This window comes from Salirhabdus sp. Marseille-P4669 (genome assembly GCF_900240405.1).
Classification (GTDB): Bacteria; Bacillota; Bacilli; order Bacillales; family Alkalibacillaceae; genus OEQK01.
Genome location: NZ_OEQK01000002.1, coordinates 1 through 19,576, shown reverse-complemented (window position 1 = coordinate 19,576; position 19,576 = coordinate 1). Strand labels below are relative to the sequence as shown.

The 19,576-nt window shown below is 35.2% G+C and carries 22 protein-coding genes and 1 rRNA gene; 5 read left to right on the top strand and 18 right to left on the bottom strand.

Going from position 1 to position 19,576, the window contains the following annotated elements:
• Window positions 1-38: 38 nt before the first annotated feature.
• The 3 genes from ytpR to C1A05_RS03130 form a co-directional block, all read right to left on the bottom strand.
• Entirely contained in the window at window positions 39-644 is a 606-nt protein-coding gene (gene ytpR / locus C1A05_RS03140; RefSeq protein ID WP_102026743.1) for a YtpR family tRNA-binding protein, read from the bottom strand.
• Window positions 645-662: 18 nt separating this feature from the next.
• The gene (locus tag C1A05_RS03135; RefSeq protein WP_102026742.1) at window positions 663-1,469 is read right to left on the bottom strand and encodes a DUF1444 domain-containing protein; all 807 of its coding nucleotides are present in this window, start codon (window positions 1,467-1,469) and stop codon (window positions 663-665) included.
• Window positions 1,470-1,641: 172 nt separating this feature from the next.
• A complete protein-coding gene (locus C1A05_RS03130; protein ID WP_102026741.1) occupies window positions 1,642-1,974 on the bottom strand; it encodes a thioredoxin family protein in 333 nt (110 codons plus the stop codon).
• Between the two features lie 184 nt (window positions 1,975-2,158).
• On the opposite strand from C1A05_RS03130, the gene C1A05_RS17960 reads away from it, so the two are divergent.
• Window positions 2,159-4,315 carry a methyl-accepting chemotaxis protein gene (locus tag C1A05_RS17960; RefSeq protein WP_102026740.1) on the top strand — a complete coding sequence of 719 codons (2,157 nt, stop codon included), beginning with the start codon at window positions 2,159-2,161 and terminating at the stop codon, window positions 4,313-4,315.
• 166 nt (window positions 4,316-4,481) lie between these two features.
• Here the strand turns inward: C1A05_RS17960 and C1A05_RS03120 are convergent, their stop codons facing one another.
• The gene (locus tag C1A05_RS03120) at window positions 4,482-5,006 is read right to left on the bottom strand and encodes a hypothetical protein (protein WP_102026739.1); all 525 of its coding nucleotides are present in this window, start codon (window positions 5,004-5,006) and stop codon (window positions 4,482-4,484) included.
• Between the two features lie 182 nt (window positions 5,007-5,188).
• Here C1A05_RS03120 and C1A05_RS03115 point away from each other — a divergent pair, with 182 nt between their 5' ends.
• Window positions 5,189-5,629 carry a YtoQ family protein gene (locus tag C1A05_RS03115; RefSeq protein ID WP_102026738.1) on the top strand — a complete coding sequence of 147 codons (441 nt, stop codon included), beginning with the start codon at window positions 5,189-5,191 and terminating at the stop codon, window positions 5,627-5,629.
• 41 nt (window positions 5,630-5,670) lie between these two features.
• Here the strand turns inward: C1A05_RS03115 and C1A05_RS03110 are convergent, their stop codons facing one another.
• Entirely contained in the window at window positions 5,671-6,180 is a 510-nt protein-coding gene (locus C1A05_RS03110; protein ID WP_102026737.1) for a DUF84 family protein, read from the bottom strand.
• 57 nt (window positions 6,181-6,237) lie between these two features.
• Window positions 6,238-7,305 carry a M42 family metallopeptidase gene (locus tag C1A05_RS03105; protein WP_102026736.1) on the bottom strand — a complete coding sequence of 356 codons (1,068 nt, stop codon included), beginning with the start codon at window positions 7,303-7,305 and terminating at the stop codon, window positions 6,238-6,240.
• A 146-nt stretch (window positions 7,306-7,451) separates the two neighbouring features.
• Between C1A05_RS03105 and C1A05_RS03100 the strand changes: the two genes are divergently transcribed.
• Complete coding sequence (locus C1A05_RS03100) at window positions 7,452-7,760, top strand: PepSY domain-containing protein (protein WP_102026735.1); 309 nt, start codon at window positions 7,452-7,454, stop codon at window positions 7,758-7,760.
• 31 nt (window positions 7,761-7,791) lie between these two features.
• On the opposite strand, the gene C1A05_RS03095 is transcribed toward C1A05_RS03100, so the two are convergent.
• From C1A05_RS03095 to C1A05_RS03065, 7 genes are all read right to left on the bottom strand, one after another.
• Window positions 7,792-8,646, bottom strand: a complete 855-nt coding sequence (locus C1A05_RS03095) for a YtnP family quorum-quenching lactonase (protein ID WP_102026734.1) — start codon at window positions 8,644-8,646, stop codon at window positions 7,792-7,794.
• A 126-nt stretch (window positions 8,647-8,772) separates the two neighbouring features.
• Complete coding sequence (gene trmB / locus C1A05_RS03090; RefSeq protein WP_102026733.1) at window positions 8,773-9,411, bottom strand: tRNA (guanosine(46)-N7)-methyltransferase TrmB; 639 nt, start codon at window positions 9,409-9,411, stop codon at window positions 8,773-8,775.
• Window positions 9,412-9,520: 109 nt separating this feature from the next.
• Window positions 9,521-10,318 carry a phosphotransferase family protein gene (locus C1A05_RS03085; RefSeq protein WP_102026732.1) on the bottom strand — a complete coding sequence of 266 codons (798 nt, stop codon included), beginning with the start codon at window positions 10,316-10,318 and terminating at the stop codon, window positions 9,521-9,523.
• Window positions 10,319-10,440: 122 nt separating this feature from the next.
• Window positions 10,441-11,370 carry a diacylglycerol/lipid kinase family protein gene (locus C1A05_RS03080; protein ID WP_102026731.1) on the bottom strand — a complete coding sequence of 310 codons (930 nt, stop codon included), beginning with the start codon at window positions 11,368-11,370 and terminating at the stop codon, window positions 10,441-10,443.
• A 118-nt stretch (window positions 11,371-11,488) separates the two neighbouring features.
• Window positions 11,489-12,427 (bottom strand): NERD domain-containing protein, encoded by a 939-nt coding sequence (locus tag C1A05_RS03075; RefSeq protein WP_102026730.1) that lies wholly within the window; start codon window positions 12,425-12,427, stop codon window positions 11,489-11,491.
• 19 nt (window positions 12,428-12,446) lie between these two features.
• On the bottom strand, window positions 12,447-13,007 hold the full coding sequence (gene thpR / locus C1A05_RS03070; RefSeq protein ID WP_159461983.1) for an RNA 2',3'-cyclic phosphodiesterase: 561 nt from the start codon (window positions 13,005-13,007) through the stop codon (window positions 12,447-12,449).
• Window positions 13,008-13,050: 43 nt separating this feature from the next.
• On the bottom strand, window positions 13,051-14,061 hold the full coding sequence (locus C1A05_RS03065) for a potassium channel family protein (RefSeq protein WP_102026728.1): 1,011 nt from the start codon (window positions 14,059-14,061) through the stop codon (window positions 13,051-13,053).
• Window positions 14,062-14,210: 149 nt separating this feature from the next.
• Here C1A05_RS03065 and C1A05_RS03060 point away from each other — a divergent pair, with 149 nt between their 5' ends.
• Complete coding sequence (locus C1A05_RS03060) at window positions 14,211-14,429, top strand: HTH domain-containing protein (RefSeq protein ID WP_102026727.1); 219 nt, start codon at window positions 14,211-14,213, stop codon at window positions 14,427-14,429.
• Window positions 14,430-14,501: 72 nt separating this feature from the next.
• On the opposite strand, the gene C1A05_RS03055 is transcribed toward C1A05_RS03060, so the two are convergent.
• Both C1A05_RS03055 and C1A05_RS03050 read right to left on the bottom strand, forming a co-directional pair.
• Complete coding sequence (locus tag C1A05_RS03055) at window positions 14,502-15,215, bottom strand: pseudouridine synthase (RefSeq protein ID WP_102026726.1); 714 nt, start codon at window positions 15,213-15,215, stop codon at window positions 14,502-14,504.
• Between the two features lie 12 nt (window positions 15,216-15,227).
• Window positions 15,228-16,844 carry a putative polysaccharide biosynthesis protein gene (locus C1A05_RS03050; RefSeq protein WP_102026725.1) on the bottom strand — a complete coding sequence of 539 codons (1,617 nt, stop codon included), beginning with the start codon at window positions 16,842-16,844 and terminating at the stop codon, window positions 15,228-15,230.
• A gap of 105 nt (window positions 16,845-16,949) precedes the next feature.
• Between C1A05_RS03050 and C1A05_RS03045 the strand changes: the two genes are divergently transcribed.
• Window positions 16,950-18,215 (top strand): NAD(P)/FAD-dependent oxidoreductase, encoded by a 1,266-nt coding sequence (locus tag C1A05_RS03045; RefSeq protein ID WP_102026724.1) that lies wholly within the window; start codon window positions 16,950-16,952, stop codon window positions 18,213-18,215.
• 48 nt (window positions 18,216-18,263) lie between these two features.
• On the opposite strand, the gene C1A05_RS03040 is transcribed toward C1A05_RS03045, so the two are convergent.
• From C1A05_RS03040 to rrf, 3 genes are all read right to left on the bottom strand, one after another.
• Window positions 18,264-18,716, bottom strand: a complete 453-nt coding sequence (locus C1A05_RS03040; protein ID WP_102026723.1) for a GNAT family N-acetyltransferase — start codon at window positions 18,714-18,716, stop codon at window positions 18,264-18,266.
• Between the two features lie 106 nt (window positions 18,717-18,822).
• Complete coding sequence (locus C1A05_RS18150; RefSeq protein WP_200816470.1) at window positions 18,823-18,996, bottom strand: hypothetical protein; 174 nt, start codon at window positions 18,994-18,996, stop codon at window positions 18,823-18,825.
• Window positions 18,997-19,259: 263 nt separating this feature from the next.
• A 5S ribosomal RNA gene (gene rrf, locus C1A05_RS03035) occupies window positions 19,260-19,375 on the bottom strand.
• Window positions 19,376-19,576: the final 201 nt, after the last annotated feature.

The window sequence follows — 19,576 nt, the reverse complement described above, 5'->3', positions numbered from 1 at the left end:
CTTTTGATTAATCGATTCCCTTTTCATCATATGATGAATTAAAATTCAAAAACGGAACCTACCTTATAATCATCTGATAGTACTAGAATACCCTTCTCTTTCGGCGCGTCTGGTAAATCTAATTCTTTAGCAGAACATATCATCCCATACGAAGGTACACCACGTAGTTCAGCCTCTTTTATGACCATACCACTAGGCATTGTAGCACCTACTTTAGCGACAACTACTTTTTGTCCTTTCTCTACATTAGGTGCTCCACATACGATTTGTAATTCTTCATCCCCAACGTCAACCTTACAAACGCTTAGTTTATCCGCATTTTCATGTGCTTCTTTCTCTTTTACATAACCAACTACAAATTTTGGTGTTAGGTCTACTTCCAGCGGTGTCTCCACACCATTATCTTTTAAAACGTTATTGATTTTGCTTAATAGTTCCGCTGTTAGCTCCATTTGATTGGCTTCATCCAAATCAAAATAGTTAGAAGCATTAAATATATTGAAGCCATAAAGCTCTTTTGATTGAGCATGATGAATCTCAACTACATCTCCATGCCTCTCAGATTCGATAGAATATGTTTTTCCTTCTTTAATAGGAATAATTAACACATCACCGATACCTTCACGATTATAAAAAACATTCATACAACAAACCCCTTTCCCTTATTCCTCTTTTTTTCGATTCTTTGCAAGGATAAAAACTGGCTCTAATTTTTTATTTTCATATAAGAAGGAGAGAGACGTTATTGGAATCCTGCCTTCTGTAAAAAATTGCATTGTGATTTGAGCTAGTACGTCATACCCTGTTGGATTGACAACATCTACTAGTATAAACACATCTTGATGAGGTACTGCGACCGCTAGCTCTCCAACTGCCTTACCAGCCATTTCTTCCAGGAAGGCTTCATTTAAAATTCTACTTGCATCATAACCATCATTTGTTGCAATAAAGTAAAATGTATTCCCTGCTACTTGGTCTTCCTTATATGTAACAGGTAATGATCGTAAATTAAATTGTGCAACTTCCTTTACCCGTTCCAAGGACCAATCCTCAACCTCAAGCATCTCTTCATCAATTAAACGATACGATTTACCCAAGTCTAAAGCATAATAAATTCTTGTTTCTGCTGTATGGTCACTATAGATTAGCTTTTTCCCACTTTTAGCCTCCGTTGGAAAGGATGTGGACCGAATGACTGGGTAAATATCCTTCTCTTTCCCTACTAGATCCTGCTTTTCGTTCATAATTGTTAATGATTCTGTTAGATGCTCCACTAACTCGTCAATAGCAACATCTTTCCGACGCTCCCACTTAGCAATAATACCAGGTAGGGAAATATCAATTCCTACTTTTGTATCTTTCCACTCTACACGAAATGTATCTTTATCTCTGTTAAAAGAGGTAGTCCATTCAGAATTTGCTAGCTTTTCTTCTAAAATCTTCTTCATCTTCAGGCTTGTCATTTTCATATTCTTTTCCTCCTTATGTATGGAAGGATAAACCAACCTATATTTTAGCATAATATTCACCAAGAGAAAAAGGAGCGCTGGTTTGGGGTGCCTGGCACCACCCGAATTCTGTCAAAATATGTCGTATTGCGTGCAAAAAAATACCAGGTACTTAGATACCTGGTATACCTTTTTAAGCCGAAACTTTCGTTTGTACTCCATCTAAGAAGCTTTCTATTTCTTCTTGTGTTTTACGATCTTTACTAACAAAACGATCGACTACTTCCCCATCTTGTATAGCAATAAAACTCGGAATACCAAATACGTCATACGATATACAGACATCAATAAATTGATCTCGGTCTACTTTTACAAAGGTGAAGCTATCCTTATATTTTTCTTCTACTTCTGGCATGAACGGATCAATAAATCGACAATCCCCACACCAATTAGCTGAAAATAGTAAGATTACATTCCCTTTATTATATTCAGTTTGTAATTGTTCTTCTGATTGTAATGTATGCATGCGATCATCCTCCTTGTCTAACACTCTTCTATAGTATCAAATCGACTTCAGGAGAGCCAATATTTTGCAATTATAGAAAACAATTTTTGTAATGTAATTGTAAAGTGTGTAAATTTTCCTTATAATTAATTGTAACAATTTTCTACAAAATTCGTAAAAGTATTACTATACAGGAGGCAAACTAGTGAAAACAATAAAAGGAAAAATAGGCTTTATATTATCCTTATCCATTATCAGTTTAATTGTTGTTATTTTATTTTCTATTTATTTCTTTCACCAACAAGTTAAGATGACCTCAGAAATGCAAGAGATTGATGTTATTATAACCGATAGTGAAACCATTAATGAACAAATGCTAACAACCAGGTACGAAGAAGAAAAATTTCTACATAATCCATCTCCTGAACAGGCGGATGTATTAATGAATTCCATTCAATCTGTTCAAACCAATGCAAAAACCTATGCAGCCGAGCATGATGAATACAGTGATATTGCAGAAACCTTCCAATCTATCGCAAATAACGCCTTAACGTATAAAGGAGAAGTAGAGATTGTTACCAACATGCATAACAAAGTTGGATACAATGCAAACGAAGGTAAACGAAAAGAATTGAATGATATTTATAGTGAAACGTACACATTAGTGCAGGCAACTAATCATGCACAATTGATGACCATGTTATTAGAAATGCGAGTGAATGAAAGTCAATACGTAGAAAATGGTGTTCCTTCTTATTTCGAATCCTTTGATGAGACATTTTGGAGCTTTAAAGAGGTTTTAGAGGATCCTTCCATAGATCCGGAGCAAGCAAACACCATAAATGAAAACCTATTAAACTATAAAATGACGTTATTAGATATTAGAAGTAACTTAGATCAAACTACGAAAAATATTAATCAGTTTTCAACAATCTCTCAAAATGTACAAACCCAAATCAAAGATGTAAATGCGACCGTTCAATCATTAAAGCAGGAATTGTTAAATGAACAAGAAGAAACACAAGGAATGATTTCCAGCTTGCTTATTGTAATCGGCGTATTAGCACTTATCGTTTTAGTTGTTACTGGCTTGTTATTAAATCGCTCTATCTTAAAGTCCATTCAAACCTTAAAAAATGGAGCAGAAATTATGGGTAATGGAGATTTAGCTTACCGTGTAGAAATTAAAGGAAAGGATGAAATGGCTGAATTGGCATCTTCCTTTAATCGAATGGCTGAAAAAATGCATAATTCTTTAGTAAAGGTGCTCAACGCTTCTAAGGTTCTTGGAGAATCCTCTGGTAATTTAACAGAAATTTCCCAAAACACATCATTACAAACGAATGAAATCAGTATAGCTATTAATCAAGTAGCAGTCGGTGCACAGGAACAAGCGAGCCAAATTGAAGAAAGCACCAACCTAATTAGTCAAGTTGACGCTGCGATTGAGAAGACAAAATCTGCTGGTCTTGAAATCTTAACTGCTTTGAAAAAGGCCGAAACAGACAGTCAGCAAGGGATTGAAAAGATAAAAGTACTAGAGAATACATCAGAATCCTTTATAAAATTAGCCAATCATTTATCATCTGAGGTGAAGGAAGCATCTCAGCAATCCAAAAAAATCAATAAGATTGTATCTACTATTCAGGAAATTGCCGATAATACAAACTTGCTCGCATTAAATGCAGCAATTGAATCTGCAAGAGCTGGTGAAAATGGAAGAGGCTTTGCAGTAGTAGCGGATGAAGTTCGTAAGCTAGCAGAACGTTCAAAACAAGAAGCAGAAGAAATTTATAAATTAATTTCGAGTATGACGAAACAAATGAATTCCTTATCTATTGAGGCAGAGAAATTTGATGTATATGAAAAAGAGCAAGCAAACTCTGTTGAAGAGACAAAACATACTTTTTCGAGTATTTCAAAACAAGTCTATGACATGAATGATATGATGGAGGGAGTAAATGCTTCTGTAGTTAACATTACATCTGCTAATGAGACTCTGAAACAAAAGATTCATGAAATAAGTGTAATTTCAGAGGAGTCTGTTGCAACTGCAGAAGAAGTAGCTGCATCAAGTGAACACCAAACAGAATCGATTGTTCAACTTAACAGTGCTGCTCAAAGTTTACATGCCATCTCTCAAGAATTAGAAACGGAAGTAAGCGAGTTTAAGATTGATGAGAATATAGTATTTGCGGAAGAGGAATCAGAAGAAGCAGTAGCTAATGAACCTGAATCCATAGAGCATGATATGGAAATTAATAATCAATCAGAATCTGATGTAGATGTAAGTGATAAGGAATGGAACGAAGAGAATGATGAAGAGGAAGAGGAAATGAACGAGATCAAAGAAAAAGAATAAAACGTAGTCAAAGAAAAATCCAAATCATGACACATCATATGTGTTGATTTGGATTTTCTTTTTGCGTTTTTATTAAGTGGTAAAAATTTTTCAACAACCGAAAAGGAAGTGCTAGGAATTATTATCAAACACGAACATATACCCGTCATAAAATTCAATAATAACGTTATTTATTCACGACAATCGATTGCAGCATTTCCATTAGATCATGTGCTTCTGTTTCTAATTCATCAAGCCCTACAATCGTGGTAACCTTTTTTACCGCACCAACACCTACTTGTAGCTCGTACTCTTCTTCAGCATGTGGGAAAATTGCAATATAACCGAACTTATTATCTTGTTGAAAGGATTCTAATAACAATGGGTCTGGTCGTTGTTTAATGCTTTCATACAAGTGTTTACTGCTTTCATCCTCAAACTGATTATAAAATAATAAGTAATCTTGACCGTTTTTCTCTAAAAAGACATTATTATTGGAACTTCCGTTGATTTCCATCTCTTCTTCTAAATACAATGAAATTTGATCAATCGTTTGATTTACTTCCTTAGCCTCTGCTGTAAATGCTTCCTCTGCAGATTCTTTCGCATCCTCTAACGCTTTTTCTTCCGATTGGAAACAACCACTTAATAGTAGGATAAAGGATAAGCAAAGGAATCCATACACGTATCGCTGTCCACTTTTTATCTTCAATTTAGACACCACCCGATCTTTTCTAATACATTTACTTTATATATTTTTATACTATATTGCAAATTTCACCATTATAGGTATTTTTTCGCATACTCCTTATTTTATAATACTATTGATTTATAATTTGACAAGAGGAAAATGAGAATAGATGATAGTATATAAGTAATGAAGGAGGGATTGTAATGAATTTAACAATTTACTTAGCCGGGGAAATTCATACGGACTGGAGGGAGCAAATTAAAGTTAAAGCAAAAGAAAAAGGACTTCCTTTAACTTTTGTTGGGCCACAGGAAAACCATGAACGTTCCGACAATATTGGCGAATTCATTTCAGGCGAGCAACCGAACAAATTGTATAAAGACCATACCGCATCAAACATAAATAACTTGAGAACTCAAGTCTTGATGCAAAAAGCTGATTTAGTCATTGCCTTATTCGGAGAGCAGTATAAGCAATGGAATACAGCAATGGATGCAAGCATGGCTTATGCTTATAACAAACCGTTAATTTTAATTCGACCAGAAAGCTTAATCCATCCACTAAAAGAGCTATCCAATCGCGCAAACGTTACCGTAGAATCCGTTGATCAAGCGATGGAAGTACTAGCTTACATATTTGAATAATAGAAAAATGGTCACTATGTGTTAGTGACCATTTTTAATCTTTACATAGAAGCTCTATTAAATTCATACTGTCCCTTTAGTAAAAGGACAACATGCGAAAACATCGACATACGATCGACATGCTGATTTGTAAAGACTCCTACAGCACCTTCTTTTTTACGAATCCCCTTTGATTTTGTATAATCATCCATTATATCCCCAAGCTCTTTACCTTGAGAAAGTTCATCTCGAAATTTATCTGGCAATGGAATTCGTGCCCCACTCGCTTTATAAATATTACCTTTTTCATCCACTAATGCTCCCCAATTACAAACATAGAGGGTATTGTCTATTATCATAACTCCCCCTTCTAGACCAATACCGATTGTATGTGCCTCGCTATTGGCACATGCTTTCGCTCGGTTGATAGCTCCAGTCAACGTTTCTTCATCCGAATAAGGTTGAGCAGATACATTAGATGGTACAGCAAGACCTTTCACTTCTACATCCGAAAAAACATCTTTAACTGCATTTACTTTAGCTGGATTTTTGGAACCCACGATGATTTTCATTCCAACACCTCATTCACTAAGTATAGGAAAACCTCCACGTTAGGTGGAGGTTCGCTTTTATCCATTTTTTCTTATTTGATCAACAGCATTTTGATCCGTCGTTTTCACTAATTTTACTAGCAATTCTTTTGCCGCTGCGTAATCATCCACATGTATCATAGCTGCATGTGTATGGATGTAGCGAGAGCAAATTCCGATTACAGCTGATGGAACACCATTGTTAGACAAATGAACACTTCCTGCATCCGTTCCACCTTGGGAAATAAAGTATTGGTAAGGAATATTATTTGACTCTGCAGTATCTAGGATAAATTCTCTTATTCCGCGATGGGTTATCATGGAACGGTCATAAATACGAAGCAACGCCCCTTTTCCAAGTTGCCCAAATTCTTTATCGTCTCCAGCCATGTCATTTGCAGGGGAGGCGTCTAGAGCATAGAAAATATCTGGCTGAATCATATTAGCAGCTGTTTTGGCACCTCTTAAACCTACTTCTTCTTGTACCGTAGCACCAGAGAATAATTGGTTTGGCAGTTTTTCATCTTTTACTTCCTTTAATAACTCAATTGAAAGTCCACAGCCATACCGATTATCCCATGCTTTCGCTAAAATCTTTTTATCGTTTGCCATTGGAGTAAACGGTGTGATTGGTAAAATAGTTTGTCCCGGTTTTATTCCAATTCTTTCTGCATCTTCTTTGTCATCCGCTCCAATATCAATTAACATATTTTTAATATCCATCGGTTTTTGGCGTTGCTCTTGAGTTAAATTATGTGGAGGAATCGAACCAATAACCCCTACTATTGGACCATTGTCAGTAATGATTTGCACACGTTGAGCTAATAATACTTGACTCCACCAACCACCTAATGTTTGAAAACGTATCATACCGTTTTTCGTTATTTGTGTAACCATAAATCCTACTTCATCCATGTGACCTGCTACCATCACTTTCGGACCTTCACCATGGCGAACACCGAACACTCCTCCAAGTCGATCTTGGATTATTTCATCAGAATATTTCTCTAATTCTTGTTTCATAAAAGCTCGTACAGCATGTTCGTTCCCAGGAGCACCTGGTAGCTCCGTTAACGTACGAAACAATTCTAATGTTTCTTTTTGCATTATGTATCAGCTCCATTTTATTAGATATACTATTATTTTATCGGAATAAAGCATGTATTTCCATTTTTTAATTTCTAAAATTTTGCAGATTCGTTATACTAAAGATAGAAAAGGGTTATTAGGAATAGTTATTGGAGTGATAAAAAATGCGCTGGAGTAAAGTTGCAGTTGGGACAGCAGTTGGTGCTGTTGCCGGATTTTTTGTTGGAAGAGCCGTAAAAAAAGAATGGATCACCCCAGAAAAAGCACTTAAAATTGCTAAGGAAAAATTTAGAGCAAAAGGACCAATTAGTGGCTCTTGGATATATATGAAGCCACAAACACTTTCAAAAGAAAACATCGATTATAAGGTCTATTATGGTGGGATAACACGGCAAATTGAAGAAAAACCGGTACAATATGAGTTTTATGTTGATGCCAAAACAGGGACGATTGTGGATGTTTCTAGAATTTAGTAGGAAAGGGTACTGATTAATCAGTACCCTCCTATTTATATTCGTATCTCACCCGGTCCAATTGATTGATACGTTCCCCTTGTTCATTAAATTGTATCGCACGATAATAAGCATCATGGTAAAAAGTAAACCATGCTTTCCTTTTCATCCCATATGCAATCCATTTTTCTTTCTTTTTTACCGAAGTAACAGGAAAATCATCATATGCTAATACCCATAATGGATTTTGATGAGCATTCGTTGGCATGATATCCCCCATATGAAGAAAGGAATCTTCACCGTCCTCAAATAATACAATAGCATGGCCATCACTATGACCACCGGTATGGATCATCTTCAAGCCAGGGACGATTTCATATTCCACATCAAACGTTCTGACTTTATCCTGAATTGGTTTCCAATTTTCTTCCCAATATGTATTTTTCGAACGGGAATTAGGCTTTCGCATTTCCTCCCATTCTACTTTGGTTGTGTAAATGGTTGCGTTTGGAAAAGTAGGTTGGAATCCATCATTTTCTAGCTTTGTTAAACCACATGCATGGTCAAAATGCAAATGTGTCATTAACAGTCCATCAATATCGTTGAAGTCTAATTGTAGTGTGGTTAAGGATTGAAGGATTTTAGATTCTTCTAAGACACCAAAATTTCGTTTTTGTTTATCGGATAATTTTTGAAGGCCAATTCCAGAATCTACTAAAAAGTTTTTTCCATCCACTTGTACTAATATGGGGTCCGTTCTTAGTTCTATTTGGTTTTTTTCATTTACTGGATACTTTCGACTCCATAGCGGCTTTGGAACGACACCAAACATTGCTCCACCATCGAGATGCGTCACACCACCATTTAGCCAAGTTAATTTTGCACGACCTATTTGTAACGTTTCCATAATTCATTCCTCCCTTCCATTTTATATTTTAACATAATTAAAACGCTTACAAGGATATTTAACTGAAGATTTTCAGGATTAAAAAAAGACAAGTAGCTACAGCTCGTAACTACCTGTCCACATGAATTATTTAAATTGCGCCCGACATCTGTAAATAGGTTGCCCTTTCCCAGAAAACTTCTCTTCATATTCTGTCATTACATTCAATGGGTCTTCCATAGCATGCAAATCTAATGTAACTTCTTGTAGTTCCATTCCAAATTTGGAAAAGCTTACAACGGAATACTCAAATAAGTGCTGATTATCTGTTTTTAATACGATTTCACCGTTTGGGACTAAAATTTGTTTATATTGTTCTAAAAATGTTTTATACGTCAATCTTCTTTTTTCATGTCGATTTTTTGGCCAAGGATCTGAGAAATTCAAATATAATTTGTCTACCTCATTTTCAGCAAAAAGCTCAGTTATATTTTGAGCATCTGCATTTACTAGCCTTATATTTTCAACTTCTGCAGTTTTTACTTTTTCAATTGCAGTCACAATGACACTTTTGGCGAGTTCTAATCCGACAAAGTTATATTCTGGATGCTGCTTACCCATTCCAGCAATGAATTGTCCTTTACCAGTACCTATTTCCACATGAAGTGGTTGTGCATTTGCAAATAATTTCTTCCATTCTCCTTTATAGGAGCTTGCATTTTTGGGAACTATATCACTATTATCCCTAATATAATCATCAGCCCAAGGCTTGTTACGCATTCGCATATTATATACCTCCTAGTACCTCATTCTTTTTTATCCTAACATTTTTTCTGTTTTACATAAAAATTTCCCTTTTGATTGACAAAAGGGAAATACGAGAAAGTAATAATAATTAATAAATAATTGCAGTATGATTTAATGTTTCATGAAGTATTTTTTGCCAGAATAATAGTTGTTTTTCTTCTTTTCTTTCGGTATGCCAATAAATAAAATGTAAAGCTTGAGCCAACACATACCAATAAATTCTAGTCATTAACTGTTCGTCTTTCTTTATACCGTATGTTTCTAACCAGTTGTCCCATTCTGATATCGGAATATATAAATGTAATATCATTCCAATGTCTGCAGCTGGATCTGAAATCACTGCATTATCCCAATCTATTAAATAAAGATGATCGTCTGTACCTAGCATCCAGTTATTATGGTTTACGTCACAGTGGCAAACTACTTTTCGTTGACCGAGAACGGCATGCATATATTTATTTAAAAACTTTAAAGCTTTATGATAATCAATATTCGCAAACTCACTATTATTTTGATATTTATTTTTTAACTGTATGAAAATAGTTTCCGGTTCTAGGGGCTTTTTTCCCATACGCATAAATAAATCTAATAATTCTGTTGAATGGTGAATTTTACTTAATAAGTGTGCTACACGCTCCAGTTTCATTTCTCTAGCTGTTAGCGCTCTACCTTCCAACCATTTTTGTGCTGTAATGACATCTCCATTTTCTAGTCGCTTTGTCCAAACTAGCTTGGGAACAATACCTTCTGCAGATAATACAGCTATAAAAGGAGAAGAGTTGCGCTTTAAGAATAATCTCTTTTCATTATGTTGTGCGGAATATGCGTCACCAGTTGAACCTCCAGCTGGTGTTATTGTCCACTCATTACCTAAACCTTGTATCAAAAGTCTTCACCTTCACTTTATCCCCTGATTGACGTATTTTATATTATAACGCAATTATGGTACAAAAAGATAGGTTTTTTTACACGTTCTAACAAATTTTTTATAAGAATAACACAGATATTTTAATACCGTTGTACAGTTCGCTCTCGATGGTCCTTCTCGATTATCCATTGATAACCATGACCAGTTTGACCATCTGCTTGATAATCGACACCTTTTTTCACTTGAATCTCAATTCTTTTCGCCTTGTAAATGGATACCTCTTTAAATTTTACATGCTTCCCGAAAAACACAGTAAAAAACAAAAACAATAGTTTCCATTTCGAAATATCATCCACAATAAAAATATATAAGTATTCTTTACTCATTTTAGCCTGAGGAACGATCTTCATGCCACCGCCAAAATATGGATGATTTGTAATGGTTGCCATCCATGCGTTCGAAAATTCTATCCGCTCCCCATCTAGTATTAGCTCCATTCTTTTTGGTCGAAAGGTAAAAAGAACTTGAATTAAAGCAATAACATAACGAATAGAGCTTAAATGAAGAATCTGAATCCATTTCCTACCTTTTGAGGTGCTAGCTTTTTTCGCAACCTCTCCGTCAAAACCAAACCCAATGCTATTGGCAAAAAGAAAATCTACGTTCTTTCCCTCCTGCTTTTTATGCACCTTTCCCATCCAATAGGAATTCCAAGAAGGACCTCGTAAAATTTGTCTAAATAAGTCAACACTCTTCTTTTTTACATTACATGCTCGTACAAAGTCATTTCCTGAACCTGCTGGAATTACTGCAACTCTTACATTAGGTTGAGAAATTAAGCCGTTCATTACCTCATGTACTGTACCGTCTCCACCTACTACTATAATCGCCTCTACTTTGTCTTCATATATATGTGTCACTTGTGCTGCAATTTTTGTAGCATGGCCTTCATATTCCGTAAAAAACGTTCGACATTTTTTCTCCTTAAAAAGGATTTCCTTTTTCAAAGATTCATAGACTTTTCTACCCTTACCACCACCGGCTTCAGGGTTAACGATTAAAATATACATATGTATTCTCCTTTAATGAAAGAGGATTACGGCAAGTTAACGGGGCATATAACGTTTAGCACAACGTGTATACTTGTTTTTTTAAGTTATACTCTTTTCTGCTAGTGATAAATATCTCTTATTGTGAGAATTTACCCCAATCCTCATCCTCTTCCATCTCCCATTCAGGTCTTCTTACAGCTGTTGTTTGACAATGTTTCAACAAGGCTTCCCCAGCTTTTAATTGGTCATGTTTTAATGGAGAGGAAAGCTTCCGTAACCTTTGAAACCAACCTTCATACTGCGTTTCATCTATATAGTTTGTATGAAATGGCTCAGAATGAAACTCTATCTTATTATTTTTCGCCAATACTACTTTATAAGTAGGTATCGAGATGTCATATTTTTTTAAGATACTTTTCACAATATTTTCTGTTCTTCGTAAACTAATCATCGGGCTTATTGTTTTTTTCTGAATATCATCCTTCTCCAAATACCATGTTCTACCCTCATTTGCAATAAATGTAGTATTCTTACTTTCCTCTAAAATGGATAGACAAAGGATTTCTACTGGTGTAATAATTATAATATTCCCTTCCACTACAGCATTTTTCAATTGGAAAACAGGAAAATATAAAACAAAAAACGTATCAGGAAACCGCTGCAATAAATATTTTAATAGAGGATCAAATTGATATCCTTTATCTACAAAGGACGATTGAGATATTGTACTAGAAGCCCATTTTATTTGAAACGGGTATAAATAATCTAAAAAGTACTGCTTCAAGTCCTCTTTATTTTTTGGTAAAAGCGGTACATCGTCTACATCAGGAAAAAAGTCATTAGTCTCCTCTTTTTTTCGACTAAAAAGCTTCCATGACTTTTTTTTCGCTTCTTGACTTTCTGCTTTATCTTCGTTTTGTAATTCATTTTCAAGTAATTGGTATTGCTGTTTTTCCCATTTATTCTTTAAGGAAATCCAACTTTCTTTTTTCATGCGAAGAAATTGACCAGGGTAATGAAAGAAATCTTGTTCATATCTTGATATGTAATCTTCCAGTTTTATTAGCTGTGCCATATACAGCTGACACCTCTTTTTATTTCAATTTAAAAGTATGGACAGGTTCATATTTCACTTGTCTAGAAGGAAAAATCCGATACAAATGAAACTGTTCCACTTGCATTCGTTGTTTATTCATCTCCGGAATAAAAGCCTTCATGTTGTTGGGATCAATATGCAATTGATCATCTGACCATTTTTTTGCCAATGTTATATGTGGTGTATACGGCCGATTCTCTTTTGAAAAGGAATGCTGAAAAGCCGTTTCCTCAATTATATTATATAACATCTGTAATGTGTCTGTTTTTTTCACTTCTGCCCACATTACACGGGGCTGAGTCCGTTTTCCAAAAAAGCCCAAATCACCAATTTCTAGCTGAAAAGGTACATATTCTTTTACATAGAGATGCGAGGAAAGAGCTTCGATTTTTTCACTAGGGGTAGCTCCTAAAAACTTTAACGTTATATGTAAGTCCTTAGGGTTTGTCCACGTCTTATATGCTACTTGTCCTCGTAGCTCATCTTGCCAATTAGACAACCAAGACTGTATATGTTCTGCAACAGAAATGCCAAAAAAGTAGTGTGGTAATGAGCTCATCTGTTTCATCCTTTCTCTATGACTGTTCCTAGGAAAATTCATCCTATTTTATTAGTCTTTCATAGGTAGCTTCATCACAAATTACAAAAAGTCTTGCATCATCTTTAATTTTGTCAGAAAGCATACGATTAATACCTAAATTGCGCCCATCTGCTATCAATGTCGCCCCTTCTTTTAATAAGGCATGAAAAGCATCACTATATGTATTCCATTCCTTCTTCCTTGGTATTTGATACAAATCATCCCCAAAGTCCCGATTTAGAAGTTGACTGAATAGACTAGAAACCCCTTCCGTAAATGCAGTCCGAACAGCTAGAGAAGAGATGGTTTCATGGGAGAAAATAAACTCATCTACGTTTATATGTTTAAAGTTTTTAATATGATTCTCTTCCATAATTTCCACAACTGTATGTACATGTGGTGCTAAAGCTTCAACCGTAGACGCAATTAAAAATGTTTTACCATCTACTAATTGATTGTCTCCGATTGAATCATCAGCAAAAATGAGTACCGCCTTCGCTTCACGAATATTTGCACGATTTAATGTATCTTCTGTAGTCGGTTCGCCACTAATATAAAATACATGATCCGTTAACATCGGAGCTTTTTCTAATTGATCAATAATAATAATGTCAACTTCCCCATCACTTGCCATCATTTCCTTTAATGCATATTGTGCCTTTTTAGACCATCCAATAAGTATATAATGCTTGCTTCCTTTATACACAATTTTCCCCTCCTCTTGTTTCTTTCGGAATAATGAGAACGCATCCACTACTTTTCCAATTACAACACCAATTAAACCAATCCCTACGATATAAAGAAAAATGGCTAAAATTCTCCCAGCTGTTGTAACTGGCGAAAAATCACCATATCCTACTGTTGTAACTGTAGTCATTACCCACCAAAATCCTTCAAAGTAGTTGGAAAATGATGTGGGATCTAAATGTACAATGAGGATGGTGCATAAAAGAATGACAAACCAACTAATAGCTATTAAAAATATGGTGTTTACTTTTATTATTTTCACGATAATCTGCCGAAAAAATAACATTGTCTACCCCCTTACATAAAAATGATTAAAAAATTTTTTCAAAAAATACGAAAAAAAAATATTTTTTGGTATAATAATATAACAAAGGATACTATCTTCAAAGTTTCATAACACCATTGAAAACCAAAATTTCCTTAAGGAGTGGTTTTTTGAATCGTTCAACCTCCAGAATGCTAGATAGGGTGAAGGCTGTCTATTTGTACATTAAAGAAAAAGGGACAGTAACGACTACAGACATAGCAGAGGAGTTTGGGATCACAGACCGAACAGTTCAAAGGGATTTACATGTTTTGGAGTATAATGGACTTGTTTCTAGTCCGAGTCGTGGACATTGGACGACAACAGGTAAAAAAGTAAAAATTTCATAGAGAAATAGTATTAAATGGTATAGAAAAACCCCGGTCACCTTTTTTCCGAGGTTCTTTTTTTGCACCGCGTCCCTACTTCTGAGATTGAAGTAATGTTAATTCTTCATTCGTTAACTCACGATATTCCCCTAACTTTAACTGTTCATCCAACGACAGAGCTCCCATTTGAATTCGCTTCAATTCCAAAACCCTTTTGCCGACAGCTTGAAACATTCGCTTCACTTGATGAAATTTCCCTTCAACTATGGTTACCTCAATTTCAGAAACAGAATCTCCACTTATAATGGATAACTGTGCTGGCTTTGTTACGTATCCATCATCCAAGACGACACCTTTCTCAAAGGCACGAACATCTTCCTCATTAACCAGACCTTCAATCTTTGCCCAATACCGCTTTGCTACCTTTTTCTTTGGTGCAAGGAGCTCATGGGCAAGCTTTCCATCGTTTGTCAAAATAAGTAGGCCAACTGTATCTTTATCTAGTCTACCAACTGGAAAAGGCTCAAAACGCCTTAACGAATCATCCAACAAGTCTACAACACATTTTTCCCGTAAATCCTCTGTAGCAGAGATGACACCTTTTGGCTTATTCATCATAATATATATATTTTCTCTATATTCTACATATTCTCCAAGAACATATATTTGATCGTTTACTGGATCTATCTGTAATTTACCATCTTTCTTTACTTGGCCGTTCACTTCAACCGCACCAGTTTTTAACATTTTCTTTACATCCGTTCGGCTGCCATATCCGCTATTTGCTAATAATTTATCAAGACGCAATGAATATCACTCCTATGGGAAGAACTTACTTAATACTCGAGCTTTATTCCCTAATACATGTTCCATTAATGTAGACTTATAGCTTAGCCATAAATATAAATATCCGCCAATTCCTGCAGACACTATCACAACCACAATGGATTGCAATCGTGATGGTTCATCAAAAATGAGACCATTCAGAATGCCTTTTACTATAAATACAACAATTGTCATAATGACTGTAAAAATTAAAACAAGTAAAGTTCGTTTATATAGCGGTTTTAACGACATATTTGTTGTTTTTTGGATTTGCCAAATATTTAGGATAGATGCTGTTAAAACAGCTAAGCCTGTTGCGAAAATAGCACCTTTTCCTTCAAAGAGATAGATAAATGGAATATTACAAATAACTTTAATCAATATGCCGATTCCTAAACTAATTAATGCAAAGTTTTGTCGATTTAAACCCTGTAAAATGGATGCTGATACCGTGAACAATCCAAAGAATAGGGCAACAGGTGCATACCAGCTTAGCAGTGGTCCAGCAATGGCTAAGTCTTCATCTACACCATAAAAACTAGCATATGCTTCCGTCCCTAGTATCGATAACCCAACTGCTGCTGGGATAATGATTAACATCACCGTTTGTAAAGATAAATTAATTTGGTGTATATAAACCTCTCTTTTATTTTCCGTAAAAGATTTCGTAATTACTGGTAATAGTGCGAGAGATAGTCCTGTTGCAATTGTTACTGGAATGATAACCAGTTTATGTCCTAAGGATACGATTACAGCATATACAAGTTCACTAATGTCTTTTAGCCCGATATTACCCATTGCTCTGATAATCGTAAATTGATCAATTAACTGATATAAGGGAGTTGCAATTCCAACTAATACAAATGGTCCAGCATAGCTTAACAATTCCCGATACATCTGTTTTTTTGTATGTCTCTTTTTTACCGTTTGTTTTTGTAATTCTACATCTAAGTATGCCTTGCGTGATTTCCAATAAAAAGCTAATACTAGTAAAGATCCAACTGCGCCAACAAAGGCTGCAAAGGTTGCAATTCCTACCGCACTAAGTGTGGATCCATCCATTATTTTAATAATAATAAATACACTTCCAAGCAAGAAAACTATTCGAACAATTTGTTCCATTACAACGGATATAGCGGTTGGCCCCATGGAGCCATAACCTTGGAAAAATCCTCTTAAAATACTCATGGTAGGAAGTATAAGTAAGGCAAAACTCACCATTTTTATTACAAAGGCTGCATCTTCAACCGAATTATTTAAATCATAATCTGCTATACTTAATTTTGCGATGGATTCCGCCCCAAAAAAGAGTATTAAAAAAGCGATGAAACCAGTTAGTACCATTACCTTCATTGCTGATTTCAGCATGACACGACCAGCACGATAATCTCCCATGGTATTATGTTTTGAAACAAACTTACTCATTGCAAGTGGTATCCCCATTGTGGAAATACTAATTAAAATAGAGTAAGGTGTATATGCGAAAGTATATAAAGCTATTGCATTATAACCAACTAAAGCTTCAAACGGAATTAAATAGATAATTCCTAGCAGTTTTGATAAATAATTAGCACCAGTTAAAAGCATAGTACCACGGATAATATTTGACATTGTAAGAGTTCACCTTGCTTTTAATTTTCATTTTAATGTTTCTATTTTAACATTATTTATCTATAACAACATTAATATTATTACATAGTGAGAGGATTTGATATTTTGATTTATGATGTAGCGATCATTGGCGGAGGACCATCTGGCTTAATGGCAGCCATTACAGCAAGTCAAAACGGTGCAAATTGTATACTAATTGATAAAGGTAATAAACTAGGACGTAAGCTTGCAATATCAGGTGGAGGTCGTTGCAATGTAACAAATGTTCTTCCTGATGAGGAACTAATAGATCATATTCCCGGTAATGGACGTTTTTTATATAGTGCATTTTCTATTTTTAACAACCAAAGCATTATACAATTTTTTGAATCATTAGGTGTTGCATTAAAGGAAGAGGATAAAGGAAGGATGTTTCCTGTAAGCAATTCGGCCAAAGAAGTTGTTCAAGTCCTTTTAAATCAATTGGACAAGCTTAATGTTACGACGAAGAAGGATAGCCCAGTTAAAACGATTCACTACGGAGATTCTACTCATACTGTTACCCTAAATACCGGGGAAAATATTATCGCTAGGACTGTTATTATTGCAGTCGGAGGTAAATCTGTTCCTCAAACTGGTAGTACTGGAGATGGCTATGCTTGGGCTAAAAAAGCTGGCCATACCGTTACAGATTTATATCCAACCGAAGTACCTCTTACTTCTAAAGAGCCTTTTATTAAAGAACGTGTTTTACAAGGTTTATCTCTGCGGGATATCGTTATTTCCGTGCTTAATCCTAAAGGAAAAACAATTAAGTCCCACCGTTGGGATATCATATTTACGCATCAAGGAATATCCGGACCTGCGGCACTTCGGTTAAGTCAATTCGTTGTAAAAGCATTGAAAAAGTTCAAGACAAAGGAAGTCACTGTTACGATTGATAGCTTTCCAAATGAAAATGAAGAGCAGGTTTTCCAAAAGCTTATGAAACTTGCTAAAGACTCCCCAAAGAGAGCAATAAAAACTGTCTGGAAAGGGATAGTACCAGAACGTTACCTGCACTTTTTACTCGAGAAGGCTGGAATACCACTTGATCAAACATATGCTCATTTACCAAATCAAGATGTCCGAAACGTTGCCAAGCTATTAAAAGCTTTTCCAATTCAAGTCAATGGAACACTATCAATTGAGAAAGCATTTATCACAGGTGGAGGAGTATCGTTAAAAGAAATTGTTCCGAATACAATGGGTTCGAAAATTATGCCAGGTCTCTACTTTTGTGGCGAGGTATTAGATATTCACGGATATACTGGAGGCTTTAATATTACTGCTGCATTTTCTACAGGTCATGTAGCTGGAAAAAGTGCTGCGGAGTATAGTACAACGGTTTAGTAAACAACGAATGCTTGTATCGATTCAATTCATTCAAGCATTCGTATACTATAATTGCATTCGAAGGCGAATCATATCCAAGCATGGAATACCATTTTCGAATATAGGTTCTTCATAATTTTTCAAAAAGAAGTCCTTCTCTATTTCTACGAATCGAAATCCACACTTTTGATATAATGCTAATTGACCAATACTAGAATTACCCGTACCTATTTCAATTCTAGTAAAGCCTTTCTCTTTGGAAACAGTTACTGCATGCTTGATTAACTTCTTCCCAATACCCTTTCCTTGATATTTTTCAGAAATTGCAATATTCATTATTTCGATAGTGTTACATGTTTTTGCCAATAACACATATGCTCCAATAAAAATAGAATTTTGCTCAGCCACATAACATTGTCCATTTAATAAATATTTTTCGATTAATTTTTGAGATGGATCCGCTAATAGTAGTATATCCATTGGATAAGCTTCGGAATTATATTCTGGTCTAATAATCATTGATCATCGTATTCCCAACTTTAAAATTGATTTTATAACCAGGATAGCACGTATTAAAAAAGACTGCTATAGAATAGCAGTCGAAATTATGTATTTTCAATTTATGTTATTCAGCTATACTTTCTTCAATGGCATGATCCCAATCTGGGAAATAATGCAGTGCACTTCGCATCAATTGTGGATTTTCCTTCTTAATTCGTTTCTTACTTAAACTTTCCCCCCTTGCACGTAATTCTTTAATTTGTTGAAGTACTTCTTTGGAGCTCATTTTAACTTCCATTTACATACCTCCTTTTAAAAGTTACTTATATAGTTAACATATAATTAGAATTTATTCGTTAATTTTCATATTTCAGTTATTTTCATCATTATTTTATGTTTTTACCAGAGAGAATGCGGTACTTGCAGAATATAATTATTCATATATACAGATGTATATTTTGAAGAAGTCATATGTAGTATAAGTAAACCTTCTAATTTTAGGGGAAATATCCAAATAACAAAAAAAGTCTCAGATCTAAAAAGACCTGAGACTTTATCTTTGCCTAGCGATGTCCTACTCTCGCAGGGGAAACACCCCAACTACCATCGGCGCTGAAGAGCTTAACTTCTGTGTTCGGAATGGGAACAGGTGTGACCTCTTCGCCATCACCACTAGACTTACAGGATGTAAGTCGTTCTGTGTTGCTCACAAGACGTGAGCGTTGTTAACAGAACATCCTTTTTGAAAGTTTTTAACACCTTCAAAACTAGATAAGAATCGGAATCACGCATGATTATTTTTTTAGTTAAGTCCTCGATTGATTAGTATCCGTCAGCTGCACATGTCACCATGCTTCCACCTCGGACCTATCTACCTC